This window comes from Schumannella sp. GW821-FHT10F01 (assembly GCF_058809295.1).
In genome coordinates, this window is the sequence record NZ_JBXASM010000001.1 from 162,752 (window position 1) to 178,521 (window position 15,770).

A 15,770-nucleotide genomic window follows, 5' to 3' on the forward strand; every position below is an offset into this window, starting at 1 on the left:
GGGGCGGCTCGGTCATCCGAGGGGCGGCTCAGCCATCCGAGGGGCGGACGGTTTCGGCGCTTCGGGATTGGCAGGACCGTCCGCGATCGCCGGAACGGTCCGAGTCGGCGTCAGAACAGGCGGGCGTGGCCGGTCTCGAGGCCGCGGAGGGCGTCGTAGTCGAGCACGACGCAGCGGATGCCGCGGTCCTCGGCGAGGGTGCGGGCCTGCGGCTTGATCTCCTGCGCCGCGAACACGCCCTGCACCGGGGCGAGCAGCGGGTCGCGGTTCATGAGCTCGAGGTAGCGGGTGAGCTGCTCGACGCCGTCGATGTCGCCACGGCGCTTGATCTCGACGGCGACCGAGCCGCCGTCCGGGTCCTTGGCGAGGATGTCGACCGGCCCGATCGCGGTCATGTACTCCCGCCGCACCAGGGTGTGGCCGTCGCCGAGCACGTCGATCTGCTCGGCCATGAGGCGCTGCAGGTCGGCCTCGACGCCGTCCTTCTGCAGGCCCGGGTCGACGCCGAGGTCGTGCTCCGACTCGTGCAGGATCTCGTGCACCGAGATCATCAGCAGGTCGGCCGTCTTCGCGTTCGTGACGCGCCAGAGCGCGGTGACGCCGGCGGCCGCGCGCTCCTCGTCCACCTCGTCGACCGAGAGCGTGCACGGCGGCGACATCCAGTTCAGCGGCTTGTAGCTGAGGGAGTCCGAGTGCACGAGCACGCTGCCGTCGGCCTTGAAGACCAGCAGCCGCGTCGCGAGGGGCAGGTGGGCGCTGAGGCGTCCGGCGTAATCCACGGAGCAGCGGGCGATGACCAGGCGCACGGCGACGAGTCTAGGCGTCGGAGGCGGACGCCTCCGGCCGGGTGCGCACGCCGGACTCGCGGGCGGCCGGCGTGGCCAGCAGCGACAGCGCGATCAGGCCGAGCACCAGGATGAGCGCGTTGAGCACGCCGACCTCGTGGCCGAGGAAGCCGATGATCGGCGGACCTGCGAGGAAGGCCGTGTAGGCGACGGTCGCGACGGCGCTCACGCGCGCGGCGGCCTTCGCGGGGTCGTCCGCGGCCGCCGACATCCCGATCGGGAAGCCGAGCGACGCGCCGACGCCCCAGATGACGACGGCGACGATGTCGATCCAGACGACGGGCACGAAGATCACGATCGCCAGTCCGACGAACGCGAGCACGGCGGCGCCGCGGAGGGCGGGCACGCGTCCGATCCGGTCGACCACGGGACCGCCCACGACGCGGCCGATCGTCATCGCGGTCACGAACACCGCGTACACGGCGGCGGCCTCGCCCTGCCCGAGCTCGCGGCCGTCGATGAGCCCGATCTGCAGCCAGTCGTTGGCGGCGCCCTCGGCGAACGCCATGCCGAGCATGATCGCGCCGATGAGCAGCGTGCGCGGCTCGCGCCAGATGCGCAGACGCTCCCGCAGGGGCGGTTTCGCCTCGGCATCCGCGTCCGCGTCGGCGCTCGGGATGGAGCGCGTCACGATCGTGGCGGCGACGAGCACGAGCACCGCCATCCCGCCGAGGTGGAACGCCGGCGGCACGTCCGCGAAGGCCGCGAGCGAGCCGATGCCGGCGCCGATCACGGTGCCGACGCTCCACATGCCGTGCATGAGCGGCAGCAGCGTCTTGCCCGTCGCGTGCTCGACGCCCGCGCCCTCGACGTTCATCGCGACGTCGCACGTGGACGTCATGAAGCCGTAGAGCAGCAGCCCCGCGAACACCGCCGCGAACGAGGTCGTGTACGTCGCCCCGATGCCCGCGATGACGAGGCCCGCCGACTGGCCGATGAGGGTGAACAGGATGACGCGGCGCCCGCCGAGCACGTGCAGGACCTGGCTGGAGAGCAGCAGGCCGACGATCGAGCCGACGGAGACGCCGACGAGCAGCAGCCCGACCGCGTCGTTCTCCAGCCGCAGCTGCTCGCGGAACGCCGGCACGCGCGCCACCCAGGTCGCCATCCCCGCGCCGTTGAGTGCGAAGACGAGGAAGACGGCCATGCGCCAGGCGCGGACCGAGGGCTGTCGCGAGGGGGCGGGAGTGGTGCTCATGAGATGTCCGTGCGTCGTCGGCGGGCAGAGTCGAATCGATTCGATCGAATCGTTTCGAGTACTGTAGCCCCCGATGGACGACCGATCAACGCGACCCCGGTACCCGGCACGCGTGCGCCTCGCGGACGTCGCCGTGGAGGCCGGGGTCTCCAACTCGACGGTGTCGCTCGTGCTCAACGGATCCGGGCCGGTCGCGCCCGCGACCCGGGACCGGGTGCTCGCCGCCGCGGCCGCGCTCGGCTACGCCGGACCCGATCCGCGGGCCCGCTCCCTGCGCCGCGGGCGCTCCGGCATCGTCGCGGTCGTGCTCGAGGATCCGCTGAGCTCGTCGTTCCGCGACCCGGTCAACGTCGCGCAGCTCGACGGCCTCGCGGTCGCGCTGCAGTCGTCCGGGCTCTCGCTGCTGCTCATCCCGGATGCGATCGACGACCCGTCGCGGCTCGCGTCGGTGCCGCTCGACGCGGCCGTGCTGCTCGGCTGCAGCTCCGACATCCAGGCGGCGCTCGTGCCGCTGCTGCGCCGACGCGTGCCGCTCGTCGCGATCGAGGCGCCGCACGTCGAGGGCGTCATCCCGATCGACCTCGACAACCGCGAGTCGACCTCCGCGGCCGCGCGGCACCTGCGCGAGCTCGGGCACGAGCGGGTCGCCCTCGTGACGCTGAACCTCGGACGCGACCGGACCTGCCGTCCGCTCACGCCCGAGCGCGAGGCCGCGGCGGAGGTCGTCACGACCCGCGAGCGGATCCTCGGCGCCCGCGACGTGTATCCGGGCATCGGCGGGGTCAGCACGCGTGGCAGCACGGTCGCGGACGGCCAGGAGGCGGCGACGATGCTGCTCGACGTGCCGGTGCACGAGCGGCCGACCGCGATCCTCGCCCAGAGCGACCTGCTCGCCGTGGGGGTGCTGCGCGCCGCCGAGGAGCTCGGCATCGACGTGCCCGGCGAGCTCAGCGTCGTCGGGTTCGACGGCGTGCGACTCGACGGGCTCACGAGCCACACCATGACGACGCTGTGGCAGCCCTCCGCCGAGAAGGGCCGGGCGACGGGTGCCGCGCTGCTGGCCGCGCTCGAGGGCGGTCGTCCGGAGGGCCGGGTGTTCCAGGCCGAGCTCAGGGTCGGCACCACGACGGGACCGGCGCCCGCGCTCTGAGCGGCCCGAGCGGAGCGCGGGCGGCAGTGCGCCTTTTCATGATTCACAAACCCCTGAATCGGGCGTATCGTCGCGCTCCGTGAGCGATGTGATCGAGACCTCCGGTCTCACCAAGCGATTCGGGCGCGCGGTCGCGCTCGACGGGCTCGACCTCTCCGTGCGTGAGGGCGAGGTGCACGGCTTCCTCGGGCCGAACGGCGCCGGCAAGTCGACGACCCTCCGCATCCTGCTCGGCCTCGTGCGCCGCAGCGGCGGCGCGGCGAGCGTGCTCGGCCGCGACCCGTGGGCGGACGCGGTGGCGGTGCACCGCGACCTCGCGTACGTGCCGGGCGACGTGAGCCTCTGGCCGAACCTCTCCGGCGGCGAGGCGATCGACCTGCTGACACGGATGCGCGGCGGCGCCGACGAGGACCTCCGCGCCCGCCTCATCCGCGACTTCGACTTCGACCCGGGCAAGCGGGCGCGCGGCTACTCGAAGGGCAACCGGCAGAAGGTGGCCCTCATCGCCGCGTTCGCGCGCCGGGCTCGGCTCTACCTGCTCGATGAGCCGACGAGCGGGCTCGATCCGCTCATGGAGGAGGTCTTCCGCCGCGAGGTGGAGCGTGTGCGCGGCGAGGGCGCGACGGTGCTGCTCTCGAGCCACATCCTCAGCGAGGTGGAGCGGCTCTGCGAGCGGGTGACGATCATCCGGGCCGGCAGGGCGGTCGAGTCGGGCACCCTGTCGGACCTCCGGCACCTGACCCGGACGAGCTTCCGCGTCGTGTCAGGCGCATCCGCCGACGGGCTCGCGCGGATCGGCGGGGTGCACGACGTGCAGCGGCAGGGCGACGCGCTCGTGTTCGGCGTCGACTCGGAGGCGCTCGGGGCCGTGCTGCCCGAGCTCGCGGCCGCCGGCGTCACCGGGCTGACCGTCACGCCGCCGTCGCTGGAGGAGCTGTTCCTGCGGCACTACGGGGATGACGTGGGGAGTGCGGCGTCGTGATCCGGTTCCAGCTGCGGCGCAACCGCATCCAGCTGCCGGTCTGGATCCTCGTGCTCGCCCTGTTCTGGTCCGTGAGCGCGAACGCGATCGCGACCGAGTTCGGCGACACCGACGCGGAGCGCGGGAAGCTGCTCGCGACCGTGATGGTGAACCCGACGATCCTCGCGCTGCGCGGGCTGCCGGACGGGCAGAGCGCCGGCGCGCTCGTGTTCTTCCAGATCTTCGGCTTCCTGGCCGTGCTCGCCGGTCTGATGAGCACGTTCCTCGCCACGCGCGCGCTCCGGGCCGACGAGGAGCGCGGGCGGCTCGAGCTGGTCGGCTCCACGCCCGTGTCGCGGACGGCCGCGCTCCGGGCGGTGCTCGTCGTCGGGGTCGGCGCCGACCTCCTCGTCGTGCTGACGAGCTGGGGAGCGATGGTCGCGCTCGGCTTCGAACCCGTCGGGGCGCTGCTCGCGGGCCTCGCCCTCGGCGGGGTGGGCGTCGCGTTCCTCGGCGTCGGCGTGCTCGCGTCCCAGCTGATGCCGACGAGCCGCAGCGCGAACACCCTCGGCGTCGCCCTGGTCGGCGCGGCGTACCTGCTGCGGGCCGTCGGCGACGCGCTGAGCGAGGGCGATGTGCGCACCGGCGTCAGCACGGTCGGCTGGCCGAGCTGGCTCAGCCCGATCGGCTGGGCCCAGCAGGTCAGCCCGTTCCGGCGGCAGGATCCGGCGCCGCTGCTCCTGCTGCTCGCGCTGGCCGCGGTCACGGTCGCGGTCGCGGTCGTCGTGCAGCGCTCCCGCGATCTCGGCTCGAGCCTCGTGCCCGAGCGCGCCGGGCGGGCGACCGCGCCCGGCTGGCTGCGCGGGTGGGTGGGGCTGCTCTGGCGCCTCACCGGACCCGCGCTGATCGGCTGGGTCGTGGTCGGCGCGCTCTTCGGCGGCATCGCGGGGTCGCTGTCCGACGCGCTCGAGCAGGCGGTCGGCGACAGCACGGCCGGCGTCGGGGACGTGCTGTCGAGCCTCGCCGGCGGCGACGCGGGCAGCCTCGTCGACACCTTCGTCGTCGCGATCATGGCGATCGCGGGGCTCGTCGCGGTCGCCGCCGGGCTGCAGACCCTGCTCCGGATGCGCGGCGACGAGGCCGACGGCCGCGCCGAGCTGCTGCTCTCCGCGCCTCTGTCGCGGGTGCGCTGGCTGCTCGGCTCCCTGCTCATGGCCGTCGTGGCGGCCGTCGTGATCTGCCTGGTGTCGGGACTGGTCGCCGGCCTGTCGTTCCTCGCCGCCGGGAAGGGCGCCGACCGGCTCGGCTCGAGCCTCGCGGCCGGGGTCGCCCAGCTGCCGATGGTGGTGTGCTTCCTCGGCATCGCCGCGCTCGCGCTCGCCGTGCTGCCCCGCGCGGCCGTCGCGATCTCGTGGGCCGCGCTCGCGGTCGGCTACCTGCTCGGGCCGCTCGGCGGCATCCTGCGGCTGAAGCAGGCCGTGCGCGACGTCAGCCCGTTCGAGCACACGCCGCAGATCCCCGGCGCCGACCCCAACTGGGGCCCTGCGATGATCGTGCTGGCGGTCGGCGTCGTGCTCGCGATCCTCGCGACCGCCGCCATGTCGAGGAGGCAGGTGACCACGTGACGGATGCGAGTCCCGAGTACGTCGCCCGCGTCGCGTCCGCCTTCGCCGGAGCGGGCTTCCCGCGGATGCCGGCCAACGTGCTCATGGCGCTCATGGGCAGCGGTGCCGCATCCCTGACCGCGGAGGAGCTCGGCGAGCGGGTGGGCGCGAGCGCCGCCGCGATCTCCGGCGCCGTGCGCTACCTCGAGCAGCTCGGGATGGTGCGCCGCCACCGTGCGCCGGGCGAGCGCCGCTACACCTGGGAGATCGCGGACCACAGCTGGTACACGGTGAGCTTCCGGTCGCCCGACCTGTACGACTACATCGTGCGACTCAGCGAGGACGAGGTGGCGCGGCTGCCCGAGGGGTCGCGCGCCCGCGACCGCATCGACGAGATGCGCGACTTCCTGGGCTACATCCGCGACGCGCTGCCGCGGATGCTGGAGGAGTGGCGGGCGCAGCGCGACACCCCGGCGGGCGGCTAGGCGGTCGCCGGCACCACGTTGTGGTTGCGCGACAGCACGTTGTGCGGATCCCAGGCGCGCTTCACCTCGGCGAGCCGCTCCCGCGTCGCGGCCGGGTACATCCGAGCGGTGATCGCGGGGTCGGTCGAGTTGGTGAAGTTGCCGTACATCCCGATCGTCAGGGCACCGGCCGGCTGCCAGACCGCGTCGAGGGCCGACTGCGCCTCCTCCACGGGCGTGCCCGGCGCCGAGAAGGCCGCCGTCACGACGAAGGCCTCGGCATCGCGGTAGGCGATGGCGGTCGCGTCGGCGGGCACCTCCGCGTAGTGGCCGCCGAGCAGGCGGATCATGAACATCGACGGGCCCTGCGCCCGGTGCATCGCGACGAGCGTGTCGATCGCGGCGTCGTCGAGCTCGGCGAGGAATCCGTTCGCGTCGACGATCGTCGGCACCGGGGCGTCGGGGTCGCCGGCCGGCATGTCCATGAGCACGTCGGCGTACTGCTTCACCGCGAGGTCCGCTCCGATCACACCCGGCACGTCGAGCAGCGGCGCGATCGCCGCGCGTGCGGCGGCCTCGTCGTCGCCTGCCCAGCACACCGTGATCGCGCTGCCGGGAGGGGCGTTCGGGTCCATCGGCGGCACGTCGAGGAACGTCGAGGTGAGCTCGCGGGGCGCCGTGCGGGTCAGATCGCGCCACGCGCGGAGCACCGGGGCGAGATCGGCGTCCTCCGCGATCCGGATGTCGCCGAACACGACGCCCGGGATCGGGTGCGCCCGGAAGTCGAAGCGCGTGACGACGCCGAAGTTGCCGCCGCCGCCGCGGAGCGCCCAGAACAGGTCGGGGTTCTCGCTCGACGACGCGGCCACGACGCGGCCGTCGGCCGTGACGACCTCGGCGCCGATGAGCTGGTCGATGGCGAGGCCCCACGACCGCACCATCCATCCCATGCCGGCGCCGAGCGTGTTGCCGCCCACGCCCACCGACGCGGTGTCGCCGGAGCTCAGCGCGAGGCCGTGCGGCTGGAGCGTGCGGGCGACGTCGCCCCAGATCGCGCCGCCGCCGACGCGGACGATGCCGCCGCCGGCGACCTCCACGCCGCGGAACGCGTCGAGGTCGATCGTCATGCCGCCGGCCACCGCGCCCCAGGCGCTGTGCCCGCCTCCCCGCACGACGACCGCGAGCCCCTCCTCGGCGGCGGTGCGGACGGCCTCGGCCACCTGGCCGGCATCGGTCGGACGGACGATGACGTCGGGGGTGCCGACGCCGGAGTGGAAGCGTGCGGCCTCGGCGTAGCCGGGGTCGGAGGGCGTGATGACGGCGCCGTCGGGAAGTGCGGCGCGGAGCTGCGCGAGCGACATGTGGACACCGTAACCACGGGGTCGGACACGGGGGAAGGGCGGAACGGCCTCGGACGGCTGAGCCTGTCGAAGCGCGGGTGGCTGAGCTTGTCGAAGCCTCGCCCTTCGACAAGCTCGGGGATCCGGTGGCCCTTCGACAGGCTCGGGGATCCGGTCGTGGCGATCCGGAGCGGCTAGGTCGCGGCCTCGATCGCGGCGCGCCGCCCGCGGAACGCCTCGACCCGCGCGCGGGTCCGGTCGGGCTCGCCGATCTCCGCCAGCCGCAGCAGGCCCGGGTCGCCGCGGCGCTGCCCGGCGGCGATCCGCTCGACGGCGGTCGTCATCCGGCGGTCGACGGCGTCGAGCAGCTCGGCGGCGGTCCAGCGGCCGTCCGCCTCGACGACGAGGCGGAGGCGCCGGCCGACCTCGGCCGGCGGGCGCTCGCGGAACAGCGGCAGGCCGGTCCAGCACAGGAACGCGAGGTCGTCGATCGGGTCGCCAGGGCCGGCCATGTCCCAGTCGATCATCCCGGCGAAGCGGCCGCCGTCGACGATCCAGTTGTAGAGCCCGGGGTCGTTGTGGCAGATGATGCGGTCGGCCGGCAGCTCCGCCCCCTGCGGATGCCCGCGCCAGACGACGGAGCCCGCGGGACGGAAGTCGGCGACCGCGTCGTGGAACGCGCGGAGCCAGCTCACCGCGCCGAGCAGCTCGACGTCGTCGGACACCTCGTCGTCGGGCGACAGCGTCCGACCCGGCAGGTAGCTCAGCCGCTCGCGGTCGCCCTCGACGCCGAGCACGCGCGGCACGCCCGGCAGCCCCGCGGCGGCGAGGTGCTCGAGCAGCGCGTGGACGGCCGGCGTCCACGCGCCGGCGGGACGCAGCACCGTGTCGCCCTCGCGCACGACGCCCGCGACGGCGCCGTGGAGGTGCTGGGGCTCGGCGTTCGGCATCCGCCAATCGTGGCACGACCTCCGCGCGCGTCCGTTCTGCAGGAGTTCCGCGCGCCATCCACACGATTGCGCGGCTGCCGGTCCTGCAGAACGGATGCGTCCTGCAGAACGGAGGGCTACCGCCGGGTCAGACCGCGCCGAGGCGGGCCCACCGTCCGCCCCGCGCGCGGATGCCGAGCGTGAGCAGGCGGATCGCCATGTAGCCGACCGAGATCGCGAGCTGCACGGCCACCACCGCGCCGACGGCGTCGAGCGGCAGGAGCGCGGCGGCGACGAGGAGCGGCACGACGACGACCAGGTTCGCGATGCCCGCGAGCGCGAGGTAGCGCGCGTCGCCGGCGCCGATGAGCACGCCGTCGAGTGCGAACACGAGCGCCCCGAGCGGCAGCGAGACCGCGAGCGCGAGCAGCCCGGCCGGCAGCACCGCGAGCACCTCGGGGTCGGAGCTGAACAGCCGTCCGAGCACGCCGGAGGCCGCGGCCAGCAGCAGCCCGAGCAGCGCGCCGCCGACGGCCGAGAGCTCGAGGAGCCGGCGGAGGACGGCCCGTGCGCCGGGCAGGTCGCCGGCGCCGAGCGCGTGCCCGATCATCGTCTGCCCCGCGATCGCGAGCGCGTCGAGGGCGAGGGCGAGCAGCGTGAACAGCGTGAAGACGACCTGGGTGGCGGCCAGCACCACCGTGCCGTGCGCGGTCGCGGCGACCACCATCCCGACGAACGCGATGCGCAGCGAGAGGGTGCGCACGAACAGCCAGCCGCCCGCGCTCGCCGAGGCCAGCACGCCGCCGCGTCCCGGCAGCAGGGTCACGCCGGCACGGCGCGCGTGCCGGAGGCACAGGGCGGCCGCCGCGACGGCCATCCCGGTCTGCGCGAGCACCGTGCCGAGCGCCGAGCCGGCCAGACCCCAGCCGGCGCCGTAGATGAGCACGGCGTTGAGCACGGCGTTCGCGGCGAAGCCGACAAGCGCGATGACGAACGGGGTGCGGGTATCGCGGAGCCCGCGGAACATCCCGGCGGAGGCGATCACGACGAGCATGCCCGGCAGACCCCACACCGCGATCCGCAGGTAGACGACGGCGGCGGCCACGACGTCCGACGCGGCGCCGAACCAGCCCGCGACAGCGGGAGCCCCGACCGCGCCGGCGACCGCGAGCACCGCGCCGATGCCGAGCGCGAGCCAGAGCCCGTCGACGCCGGCGCGCATCGCCCCGGCGCGGTCGCCGGCCCCCATCCGGCGGGCGACCGCGGGCGTGGTCGCGTAGGCGAGGAAGATGAGGAGGCCGACCGCCGTCTGCAGCACCGTGCCCGCGATGCCGAGCCCGGCCAGCGGCACCGAGCCGAGATGCCCGACCAGCGCCGTGTCCGTCGCGACGAACAGCGGCTCCGCGACGAGCGCGCCGAGGGCCGGCACGGCGAGCGCCGCGATCTCCCGGTCGAACGACGAGCGGAGCGCGGGCATCCCCTCAGGCTAGGGCGAAGCGCGTCCGCCCGGCGGGGGATCGGCGGGGCCGCGGCCGCCGTCGAGCTCGGCGGCGTGGGCGAGCAGGAAGCGCTGCTCCGGACCGCTGGAGGTGCGGCGGGCGGCATCGCGGAACGCCTCGGCCGCGGCCGGGTCGCCGAGCCGTTCGAGCAGGTGCGCGCGCACCGCGCCGATGCGCCGGTGGTCCGCGAGCGCCCCGGCGGCATCGAGCCGGTCGAGCTCGCGGAGTCCGGCCGCCGGCCCGTCGCGGAACGCCAGGGCCGCGACGCGGTTCAACTCGACGACCGGCCCCGGCGCCACGACCCGGAGGAGGTCGTAGAGCGCCACGATCTCGGCCCAGTCCGTGCGGGACGCGTCGGGCGCGTCGGCATGCGCCGCCGCGATGGCGGCCTGCAGCTGGTACGGGCCGACTGGGCCGTCCCGCAGCGCCCGGACCACGAGCGCGCGACCCTCGTCGAGCAGCGCACGGTCCCAGCGCGCGCGGTCCTGCCGGTCGAGCGGCACGAGCGCGCCGGTCGCGTCGAGCCGGGCGGGACGTCGCGCGTCGGTGAGCAGCATGAGCGCGAGCAGTCCGCGCAGCTCGTCGCGCTCGGCCGCGAGCCGTGGCTCGGCCTCGGCGGCGGCGAGCAGCATCCGGGCCAGCCGGATGGCCTCCGCGGTGAGGTCCACCCGGTAGAGGCTCTCGCCGGCGGTCGCGGCGTGGCCCTCGGTGAAGACGAGGTAGAGCACGGCCGCGACCGAGGCGATCCGCTCGGACGGGTCCTCCGGCAGCCCGAACGCCGATCCGGCCCGGCGGATGGCGGCCTTCGCCCGCGAGATCCGCTGCGCGACCGTCGCCTCCGGCACGAGCAGCGCCGCCGCGATCTCGGCGGTGGTGAGCCCGCCGACCGCGCGCGGCGTCAGGGCGATCTGCGACGGCGGGGTGAGGGCCGGATGGCAGCAGAGCACGAGCAGCTCGAGCGAGTCGTCGCGGGCGCTCGGCTCCGGAGCCGGTTCGGCCAGGAACGCCGCTTCGCGCTCCCGCCGCGCGCCGTCGCTCCTGATGCCGTCGATGAGCCGCCGCGACGCGGCCGTGACGAGCCAGGCACGCGGCGAGTCGGGAAGGCCGGAGGCGGTCCAGGCGCCGGCGGCGGCGACCAGCGCCTCCTGCACCGCGTCCTCCGCGTCGTCGAAGGTGCGGAACCGGCGCACCAGCACGCCGAGGACCTGCGGCGCGAGCTCGCGGAGCAGGCCCTCGACGTCCGCTGACGTGCCGGGCACGGGTCGATCAGCCCTCGGCGCTGTAGTCCAGCACCGGGCGCACCTCGACCTGGGCCGCCCCGGCCTGCACCTCGGGGATGCGGGTGCCGATCTCGACGGCCCGCTCGAGGGAGGCGACGTCGACGAGGTAGAAGCCGGCGAGCAGCTCCTTCGACTCGGCGAAGGGCCCGTCCGTCGTCGTGGCGGCGCCGTCGTGCATGCGCAGCACGGTCGAGGTGCTGTCGTCGGCCAGCGCCTCGGCCGCGACGTACTCGCCGGAGGCCTGCAGGTCGGCGTTGAGGTCGAAGTAGCCCTGCATGGCGGCGGCCCGGACCTCGGCCGGGAAGCCCGCGAACTGCTCGCGGGCGTCCTTGTTCTGGTGGATGAGGATGAGGTACTTCATGGCGACTCCTTCTGAGGTGCGCCGCCTCGGCCGGCGGCGCTGTCGGAGATGAGACGGAGCCGCGCGGCCGTTCTCGACATCAGACGCCGAAGCGGTCGATCAGCCGCTGCAGCGCGGCATCCATCTCCGGGTCCTCGGGCGTGCGGCGCGCGTCGGCGTCGTGCCACGCGATCGTCTCGGCCGCCCCCTGCCAGTAGCGGGTCGTCGCCTCGAACTCCGGCACGAGGGCCTTGACCTTGCTGTTGTCGAAGATCACCGAGTGGATCTTGTCGCCGAGCAGTCCGTCGAGGTCGTCCGGGCGCTCGGTGCCCCACTGCTCGCCCGTGACCGGCACGAGGGTCGGCTCCGGGGCGCCGGCCGCGCGGGCCAGGATCTTCCAGATCTGGCCCCAGGTGAGCACCTCGTCGGAGGTGATGTGGAAGATGTCGCCGACCGCGCGCCGGTTGCCGAGCAGGCCGGTGAACGCGACCGCGAAGTCGCGGGTGTGGGTCAGCGTCCACAGCGAGGTGCCGTCGCCGACGATCGGCACGGGCAGCCCGCGGCGCATCCGGTCGATCGCCGTCCAGCGGCCGGGGATCGGCACGCTCCGCTCGTCGTAGGTGTGGCTCGGCCGCACGATCGTGACCGGGAAGTCGCGCTCGCGGTACGCCTCCTGGAAGACGAGCTCGCTCGCGATCTTGTCGCGCGAGTAGGGCCAGTAGGGGTTCTTCAGCGGCGTCGACTCGGTGATCGGCAGCTGCTCGACGGGCTTCTGGTAGGCCGAGGCGCTCGAGATGTAGACGTACTGCGCCGTGCGGCCGGCGAAGATCTCGACGTCGGCGGCGGCCTGCTCCGCGGTGAACGAGCGGAAGTTGACGACGACATCCCACTCGGTGCCCTCGACCGCGGACCGCAGGGAGGCCGGATCGCCGGCGTCGCCGACCAGCGAGTGCGCCCCCTCGATCGGCGCGCGGGCGGTGGGGGAGTCGGCGGCGGCCGCGGCCGAGACCCCGCGGTTCAGGAGGGTGAGGTCGTGCCCCTGCTCGATCACGCGTCGGCTCGACGCCGCGCTGATCGTGCCGTTGCCGCCGATGAAGAGGATGCGCAGTCCGGACATGTGCTCACCGTATCGGCCCCCAGCCAGCCGGGGGACCCCGTCGCTAGGCTTCCCGGCATGACCGACGCCCCCCTCCCCTCCGGCATCGAGACCGACGAGCTCGACCCCGCCATCCGGCCGCAGGACGACCTGTTCCGCCACGTCAACGAGCGCTGGATCGACCGCACGCCGATCCCCGCCGACAAGGCGCGCTACGGCACGTTCTACCGGCTGCACGAGGCGGCGGAGGAGGCGGTGCGCGACATCATCATCGAGTCGCAGGCCGCCGAGCCGGGCACTGAGGCCCGCAAGGTGGGCGACCTCTACGCGAGCTTCCTCGACGAGGCCCGGGTCGACGAGCTCGGCGCCGAGCCGATCCGCGCCCTCCTCGACGACGTGGACCGCATCGGCTCCCTCGACGAGCTGCTCCCGGCCGTCGGCCGCCTGGAGCGCGGCGGCACGAGCGGCTTCTACGGCCTCTACATCGACACCGACCCCGGCGACCCGCAGCGCTACCTCGTGCACGTGGTGCAGAGCGGCCTCGGCCTGCCCGACGAGTCGTACTACCGCGAGGAGAAGCACGCGGAGCTGCGCGGCAAGTACGCCGCGTTCGTCGAGCGGATGCTGGGCCTCGCCGGCGTGGACGATGGCGCCGCGCGCGCGGCGCGCATCCTCGAGCTGGAGACCGCCCTCGCCTCCCACCACTGGGACAACGTCGCGAGCCGCGACGCTGAGAAGACCTACAACCTCCGCAGCTGGCAGCAGCTCGGCGAGCTCGCCGCCGGTGCCGACCTGCAGGGCTGGCTCGACGCCATGGGCGCGCCCGCCGGCACGTTCGACGAGGTCGTCGTGTTCCAGCCGAGCTACACCGAGGGCCTCGCCTCGCTGCTGACGGCCGACCGCCTCGAGGCATGGACGGACTGGCTGCGCTGGCAGATCATCCGCTCCGCCGCCGCGTACCTCTCGAGCCCGCTCGTCGCCGAGAACTTCGCGTTCTACGGCACCACGCTCTCGGGCACCCCGGAGATCCGCGCCCGCTGGAAGCGCGGCGTCTCGTTCGTCGAGGGCTCGATGGGCGAGGCCGTCGGCCGCATCTACGTCGGGCGGCACTTCCCGCCGGCCGCGAAGACCGGCATGGACGCGCTCGTGCAGAAGCTCATCGAGGCGTACCGCGACAGCATCTCGACGCTGGAGTGGATGACGCCGGCCACGCGCGAGCGCGCGCTCGACAAGCTCAGCCGCTTCACCCCGAAGATCGGCTACCCGGAGAAGTGGCGCGACTACTCGACCCTCGAGGTCGACGCCGGCGACCTGCTCGGCAACGTGCGGGCGACGGCGGAGTTCGAGTTCCGCCGCGAGCTCGGCAAGATCGGCGGGCCCATCGACCGCGACGAGTGGTTCATGACCCCGCAGACGATCAACGCGTACTACAACCCCGGATTCAACGAGATCGTCTTCCCCGCCGCGATCCTGCAGGCGCCGTTCTTCGACGAGACGCGCGACGCGGCGTCGAACTACGGCGCGATCGGCGCGGTCATCGGCCACGAGATCGGCCACGGCTTCGACGACCAGGGCTCGAAGTACGACGGCGAGGGCCGGCTCACCGACTGGTGGACGCCGGAGGACCGCGCCGCGTTCGAGACCCGCACCTCGAGCCTCATCGCCCAGTACGACGCGCTCGTGCCCGCGGGCCTCGCCGACGACCAGCACGTCAACGGCGCCCTCACCATCGGCGAGAACATCGGCGACCTCGGCGGCCTCGGCATCGCCTGGAAGGCCTACCTGCTCTCGCTCGACGGCGCCGAGCCGCCGGTGATCGACGGCCTCACGGGCGCTGAGCGCTTCTTCCTCAGCTGGGCGCAGGCCTGGCGGGAGACCCGCAGGCCGGAGGAGCAGCTGCGGCTCATGGCGATCGACCCGCACTCGCCGCCGGAGTTCCGCTGCAACCAGATCGTGCGTAACCTCGACGTGTTCGCCTCGACCTACAGCCTCCAGCCGGGCGACCGGCTGTGGCTGGACCCGGAGGATCGAGTCACGATTTGGTAGATGCCGTCGTCCAGCAGGGACGCAGAGAGCGCGGGCGCGCCCGTCGCGCTCCTCGCCATCGCGCCCCGCAGTCGGCGGAGAACTTCCTCGGCACGTTCACCTCGCTCGGGGACCTCGCCTACCAGGGCGCCCGGGTCTCGGCGTCGGTCATCGACCTCGAGACCGGCGCTCCGCTGGTGTCGATCGACGACCGGATCGTGCTGCCCACCGCGAGCCTCGGCAAGGTGCTGCTGCTCATCGAGGTGTCGGCGCGGCTGACGGAGCGCGACTTCGCGGGCTTCGGCATCCTCGAGAAGACGCCGCGCGATTCGGTCGGCGACTCGGGGATGTGGCAGTTCCTGCAGGTGCCGTCGTTCCCGGTCGCCGACCTCGCGGCGCTCGTCGGCGGCGTGAGCGACAACGTGGCGACGAACGTGCTGCTGCGCCAGTTCGGGCTGCCCGCGGTGCGCCAGCGCGCCGAGTCGCTCGGGCTCATGCGCACCGCGATGCTCGACCGGGTGCGCGACGAGCGCGGTCCGGACGACGCGCCCCAGCTCTCCGTCGGCGCCACGGCCGAGCTCGCCGGGCTGTTCGCGAAGCTCGCGCGCGGCGAGGTCGTCGACCAGGAGACCTCGGCCCGGGTGATGGGCTGGCTGGCCCTCAACACCGACCTGTCGATGGTGGCGAGCGCGTTCGGGCTCGATCCCCTCGCCCACCGCGAGCCCGACCACGGCGTCGCCCTCGTGAACAAGACCGGATCGGATGCCGGCGTGCGCGCCGAGGCGGGAATCCTGCGCGGCCCCCGCACCGCCGTCTCCTACGCGGTCGCGATCCAGTTCAACGACGCCCACGTCTGGTCGCGGCTGCGCGTGCTCGACACGATGCGCACGATCGGGCTGGATCTGCTGGAGTACGTGCACTGAGCCGCCGTTCGGATCCCTGAGCCGTCGTTCGGATCCCTGAGCCGCCGTCCGGATCCCTGAGCCGCCGTTCGGATCCCTGAGCCCGTCGAAGGGCGCTTCGACGGGCTCAGCGATCC

14 protein-coding genes are annotated in these 15,770 nt (G+C 74.0%); 6 read left to right on the top strand and 8 right to left on the bottom strand.

The window, feature by feature from the left end; translation table 11 throughout:
• Positions 1-110: 110 nt before the first annotated feature.
• Both nucS and AC1RSJ_RS00880 read right to left on the bottom strand, forming a co-directional pair.
• Positions 111-806 (bottom strand): endonuclease NucS, encoded by a 696-nt coding sequence (gene nucS / locus AC1RSJ_RS00875; RefSeq protein ID WP_493116427.1) that lies wholly within the window; start codon positions 804-806, stop codon positions 111-113.
• A 10-nt stretch (positions 807-816) separates the two neighbouring features.
• Complete coding sequence (locus AC1RSJ_RS00880; protein ID WP_493116428.1) at positions 817-2,043, bottom strand: MFS transporter; 1,227 nt, start codon at positions 2,041-2,043, stop codon at positions 817-819.
• A 112-nt stretch (positions 2,044-2,155) separates the two neighbouring features.
• Between AC1RSJ_RS00880 and AC1RSJ_RS00885 the strand changes: the two genes are divergently transcribed.
• The 4 genes from AC1RSJ_RS00885 to AC1RSJ_RS00900 all read left to right on the top strand — a co-directional run bounded on the left by AC1RSJ_RS00885 (position 2,156) and on the right by AC1RSJ_RS00900 (position 6,243).
• A complete protein-coding gene (locus AC1RSJ_RS00885) occupies positions 2,156-3,193 on the top strand; it encodes a substrate-binding domain-containing protein (protein ID WP_493116429.1) in 1,038 nt (345 codons plus the stop codon).
• Positions 3,194-3,272: 79 nt separating this feature from the next.
• Entirely contained in the window at positions 3,273-4,175 is a 903-nt protein-coding gene (locus AC1RSJ_RS00890; protein ID WP_493116430.1) for an ABC transporter ATP-binding protein, read from the top strand.
• Positions 4,172-5,779 (top strand): ABC transporter permease, encoded by a 1,608-nt coding sequence (locus AC1RSJ_RS00895; protein WP_493116431.1) that lies wholly within the window; start codon positions 4,172-4,174, stop codon positions 5,777-5,779. The genes AC1RSJ_RS00890 and AC1RSJ_RS00895 overlap by 4 nt, the downstream gene beginning before the upstream one ends.
• On the top strand, positions 5,776-6,243 hold the full coding sequence (locus AC1RSJ_RS00900; RefSeq protein ID WP_493116432.1) for a GbsR/MarR family transcriptional regulator: 468 nt from the start codon (positions 5,776-5,778) through the stop codon (positions 6,241-6,243). Before AC1RSJ_RS00895 ends, AC1RSJ_RS00900 begins: the two co-directional genes overlap by 4 nt.
• Here the strand turns inward: AC1RSJ_RS00900 and AC1RSJ_RS00905 are convergent.
• The 6 genes from AC1RSJ_RS00905 to AC1RSJ_RS00930 form a co-directional block, all read right to left on the bottom strand.
• Complete coding sequence (locus AC1RSJ_RS00905; protein WP_493116433.1) at positions 6,240-7,583, bottom strand: FAD-binding oxidoreductase; 1,344 nt, start codon at positions 7,581-7,583, stop codon at positions 6,240-6,242. The genes AC1RSJ_RS00900 and AC1RSJ_RS00905 overlap by 4 nt on opposite strands.
• A 173-nt stretch (positions 7,584-7,756) precedes the next feature.
• Positions 7,757-8,512 carry an aminoglycoside phosphotransferase family protein gene (locus AC1RSJ_RS00910; RefSeq protein WP_493116434.1) on the bottom strand — a complete coding sequence of 252 codons (756 nt, stop codon included), beginning with the start codon at positions 8,510-8,512 and terminating at the stop codon, positions 7,757-7,759.
• Positions 8,513-8,639: 127 nt separating this feature from the next.
• On the bottom strand, positions 8,640-9,968 hold the full coding sequence (locus tag AC1RSJ_RS00915; protein WP_493116435.1) for an MATE family efflux transporter: 1,329 nt from the start codon (positions 9,966-9,968) through the stop codon (positions 8,640-8,642).
• A gap of 9 nt (positions 9,969-9,977) precedes the next feature.
• Positions 9,978-11,249 (bottom strand): RNA polymerase sigma factor, encoded by a 1,272-nt coding sequence (locus AC1RSJ_RS00920; protein ID WP_493116436.1) that lies wholly within the window; start codon positions 11,247-11,249, stop codon positions 9,978-9,980.
• Between the two features lie 7 nt (positions 11,250-11,256).
• Complete coding sequence (locus AC1RSJ_RS00925) at positions 11,257-11,631, bottom strand: YciI family protein (protein ID WP_493116437.1); 375 nt, start codon at positions 11,629-11,631, stop codon at positions 11,257-11,259.
• Positions 11,632-11,710: 79 nt separating this feature from the next.
• A complete protein-coding gene (locus AC1RSJ_RS00930; RefSeq protein WP_493116438.1) occupies positions 11,711-12,727 on the bottom strand; it encodes an NAD-dependent epimerase/dehydratase family protein in 1,017 nt (338 codons plus the stop codon).
• A 57-nt stretch (positions 12,728-12,784) separates the two neighbouring features.
• On the opposite strand from AC1RSJ_RS00930, the gene AC1RSJ_RS00935 reads away from it, so the two are divergent.
• Positions 12,785-14,752 (top strand): M13 family metallopeptidase, encoded by a 1,968-nt coding sequence (locus AC1RSJ_RS00935; protein WP_493116439.1) that lies wholly within the window; start codon positions 12,785-12,787, stop codon positions 14,750-14,752.
• Positions 14,746-15,654, top strand: a complete 909-nt coding sequence (locus tag AC1RSJ_RS00940; RefSeq protein ID WP_493116440.1) for a serine hydrolase — start codon at positions 14,746-14,748, stop codon at positions 15,652-15,654. Before AC1RSJ_RS00935 ends, AC1RSJ_RS00940 begins: the two co-directional genes overlap by 7 nt.
• Positions 15,655-15,770: the final 116 nt, after the last annotated feature.

Bases quoted from the DNA above. Each gene is read 5' to 3' on its own strand.
- AC1RSJ_RS00880 (WP_493116428.1), bottom strand. From the start codon at position 2,043: ATGAGCACCACTCCCGCCCCCTCGCGACAGCCCTCGGTCCGCGCCTGG.
- AC1RSJ_RS00905 (WP_493116433.1), bottom strand. From the start codon at position 7,583: ATGTCGCTCGCGCAGCTCCGCGCCGCACTTCCCGACGGCGCCGTCATC.
- AC1RSJ_RS00910 (WP_493116434.1), bottom strand. From the start codon at position 8,512: ATGCCGAACGCCGAGCCCCAGCACCTCCACGGCGCCGTCGCGGGCGTC.
- AC1RSJ_RS00915 (WP_493116435.1), bottom strand. From the start codon at position 9,968: ATGCCCGCGCTCCGCTCGTCGTTCGACCGGGAGATCGCGGCGCTCGCC.
- AC1RSJ_RS00925 (WP_493116437.1), bottom strand. From the start codon at position 11,631: ATGAAGTACCTCATCCTCATCCACCAGAACAAGGACGCCCGCGAGCAG.
- AC1RSJ_RS00930 (WP_493116438.1), bottom strand. From the start codon at position 12,727: ATGTCCGGACTGCGCATCCTCTTCATCGGCGGCAACGGCACGATCAGC.
- AC1RSJ_RS00935 (WP_493116439.1), top strand. From the start codon at position 12,785: ATGACCGACGCCCCCCTCCCCTCCGGCATCGAGACCGACGAGCTCGAC.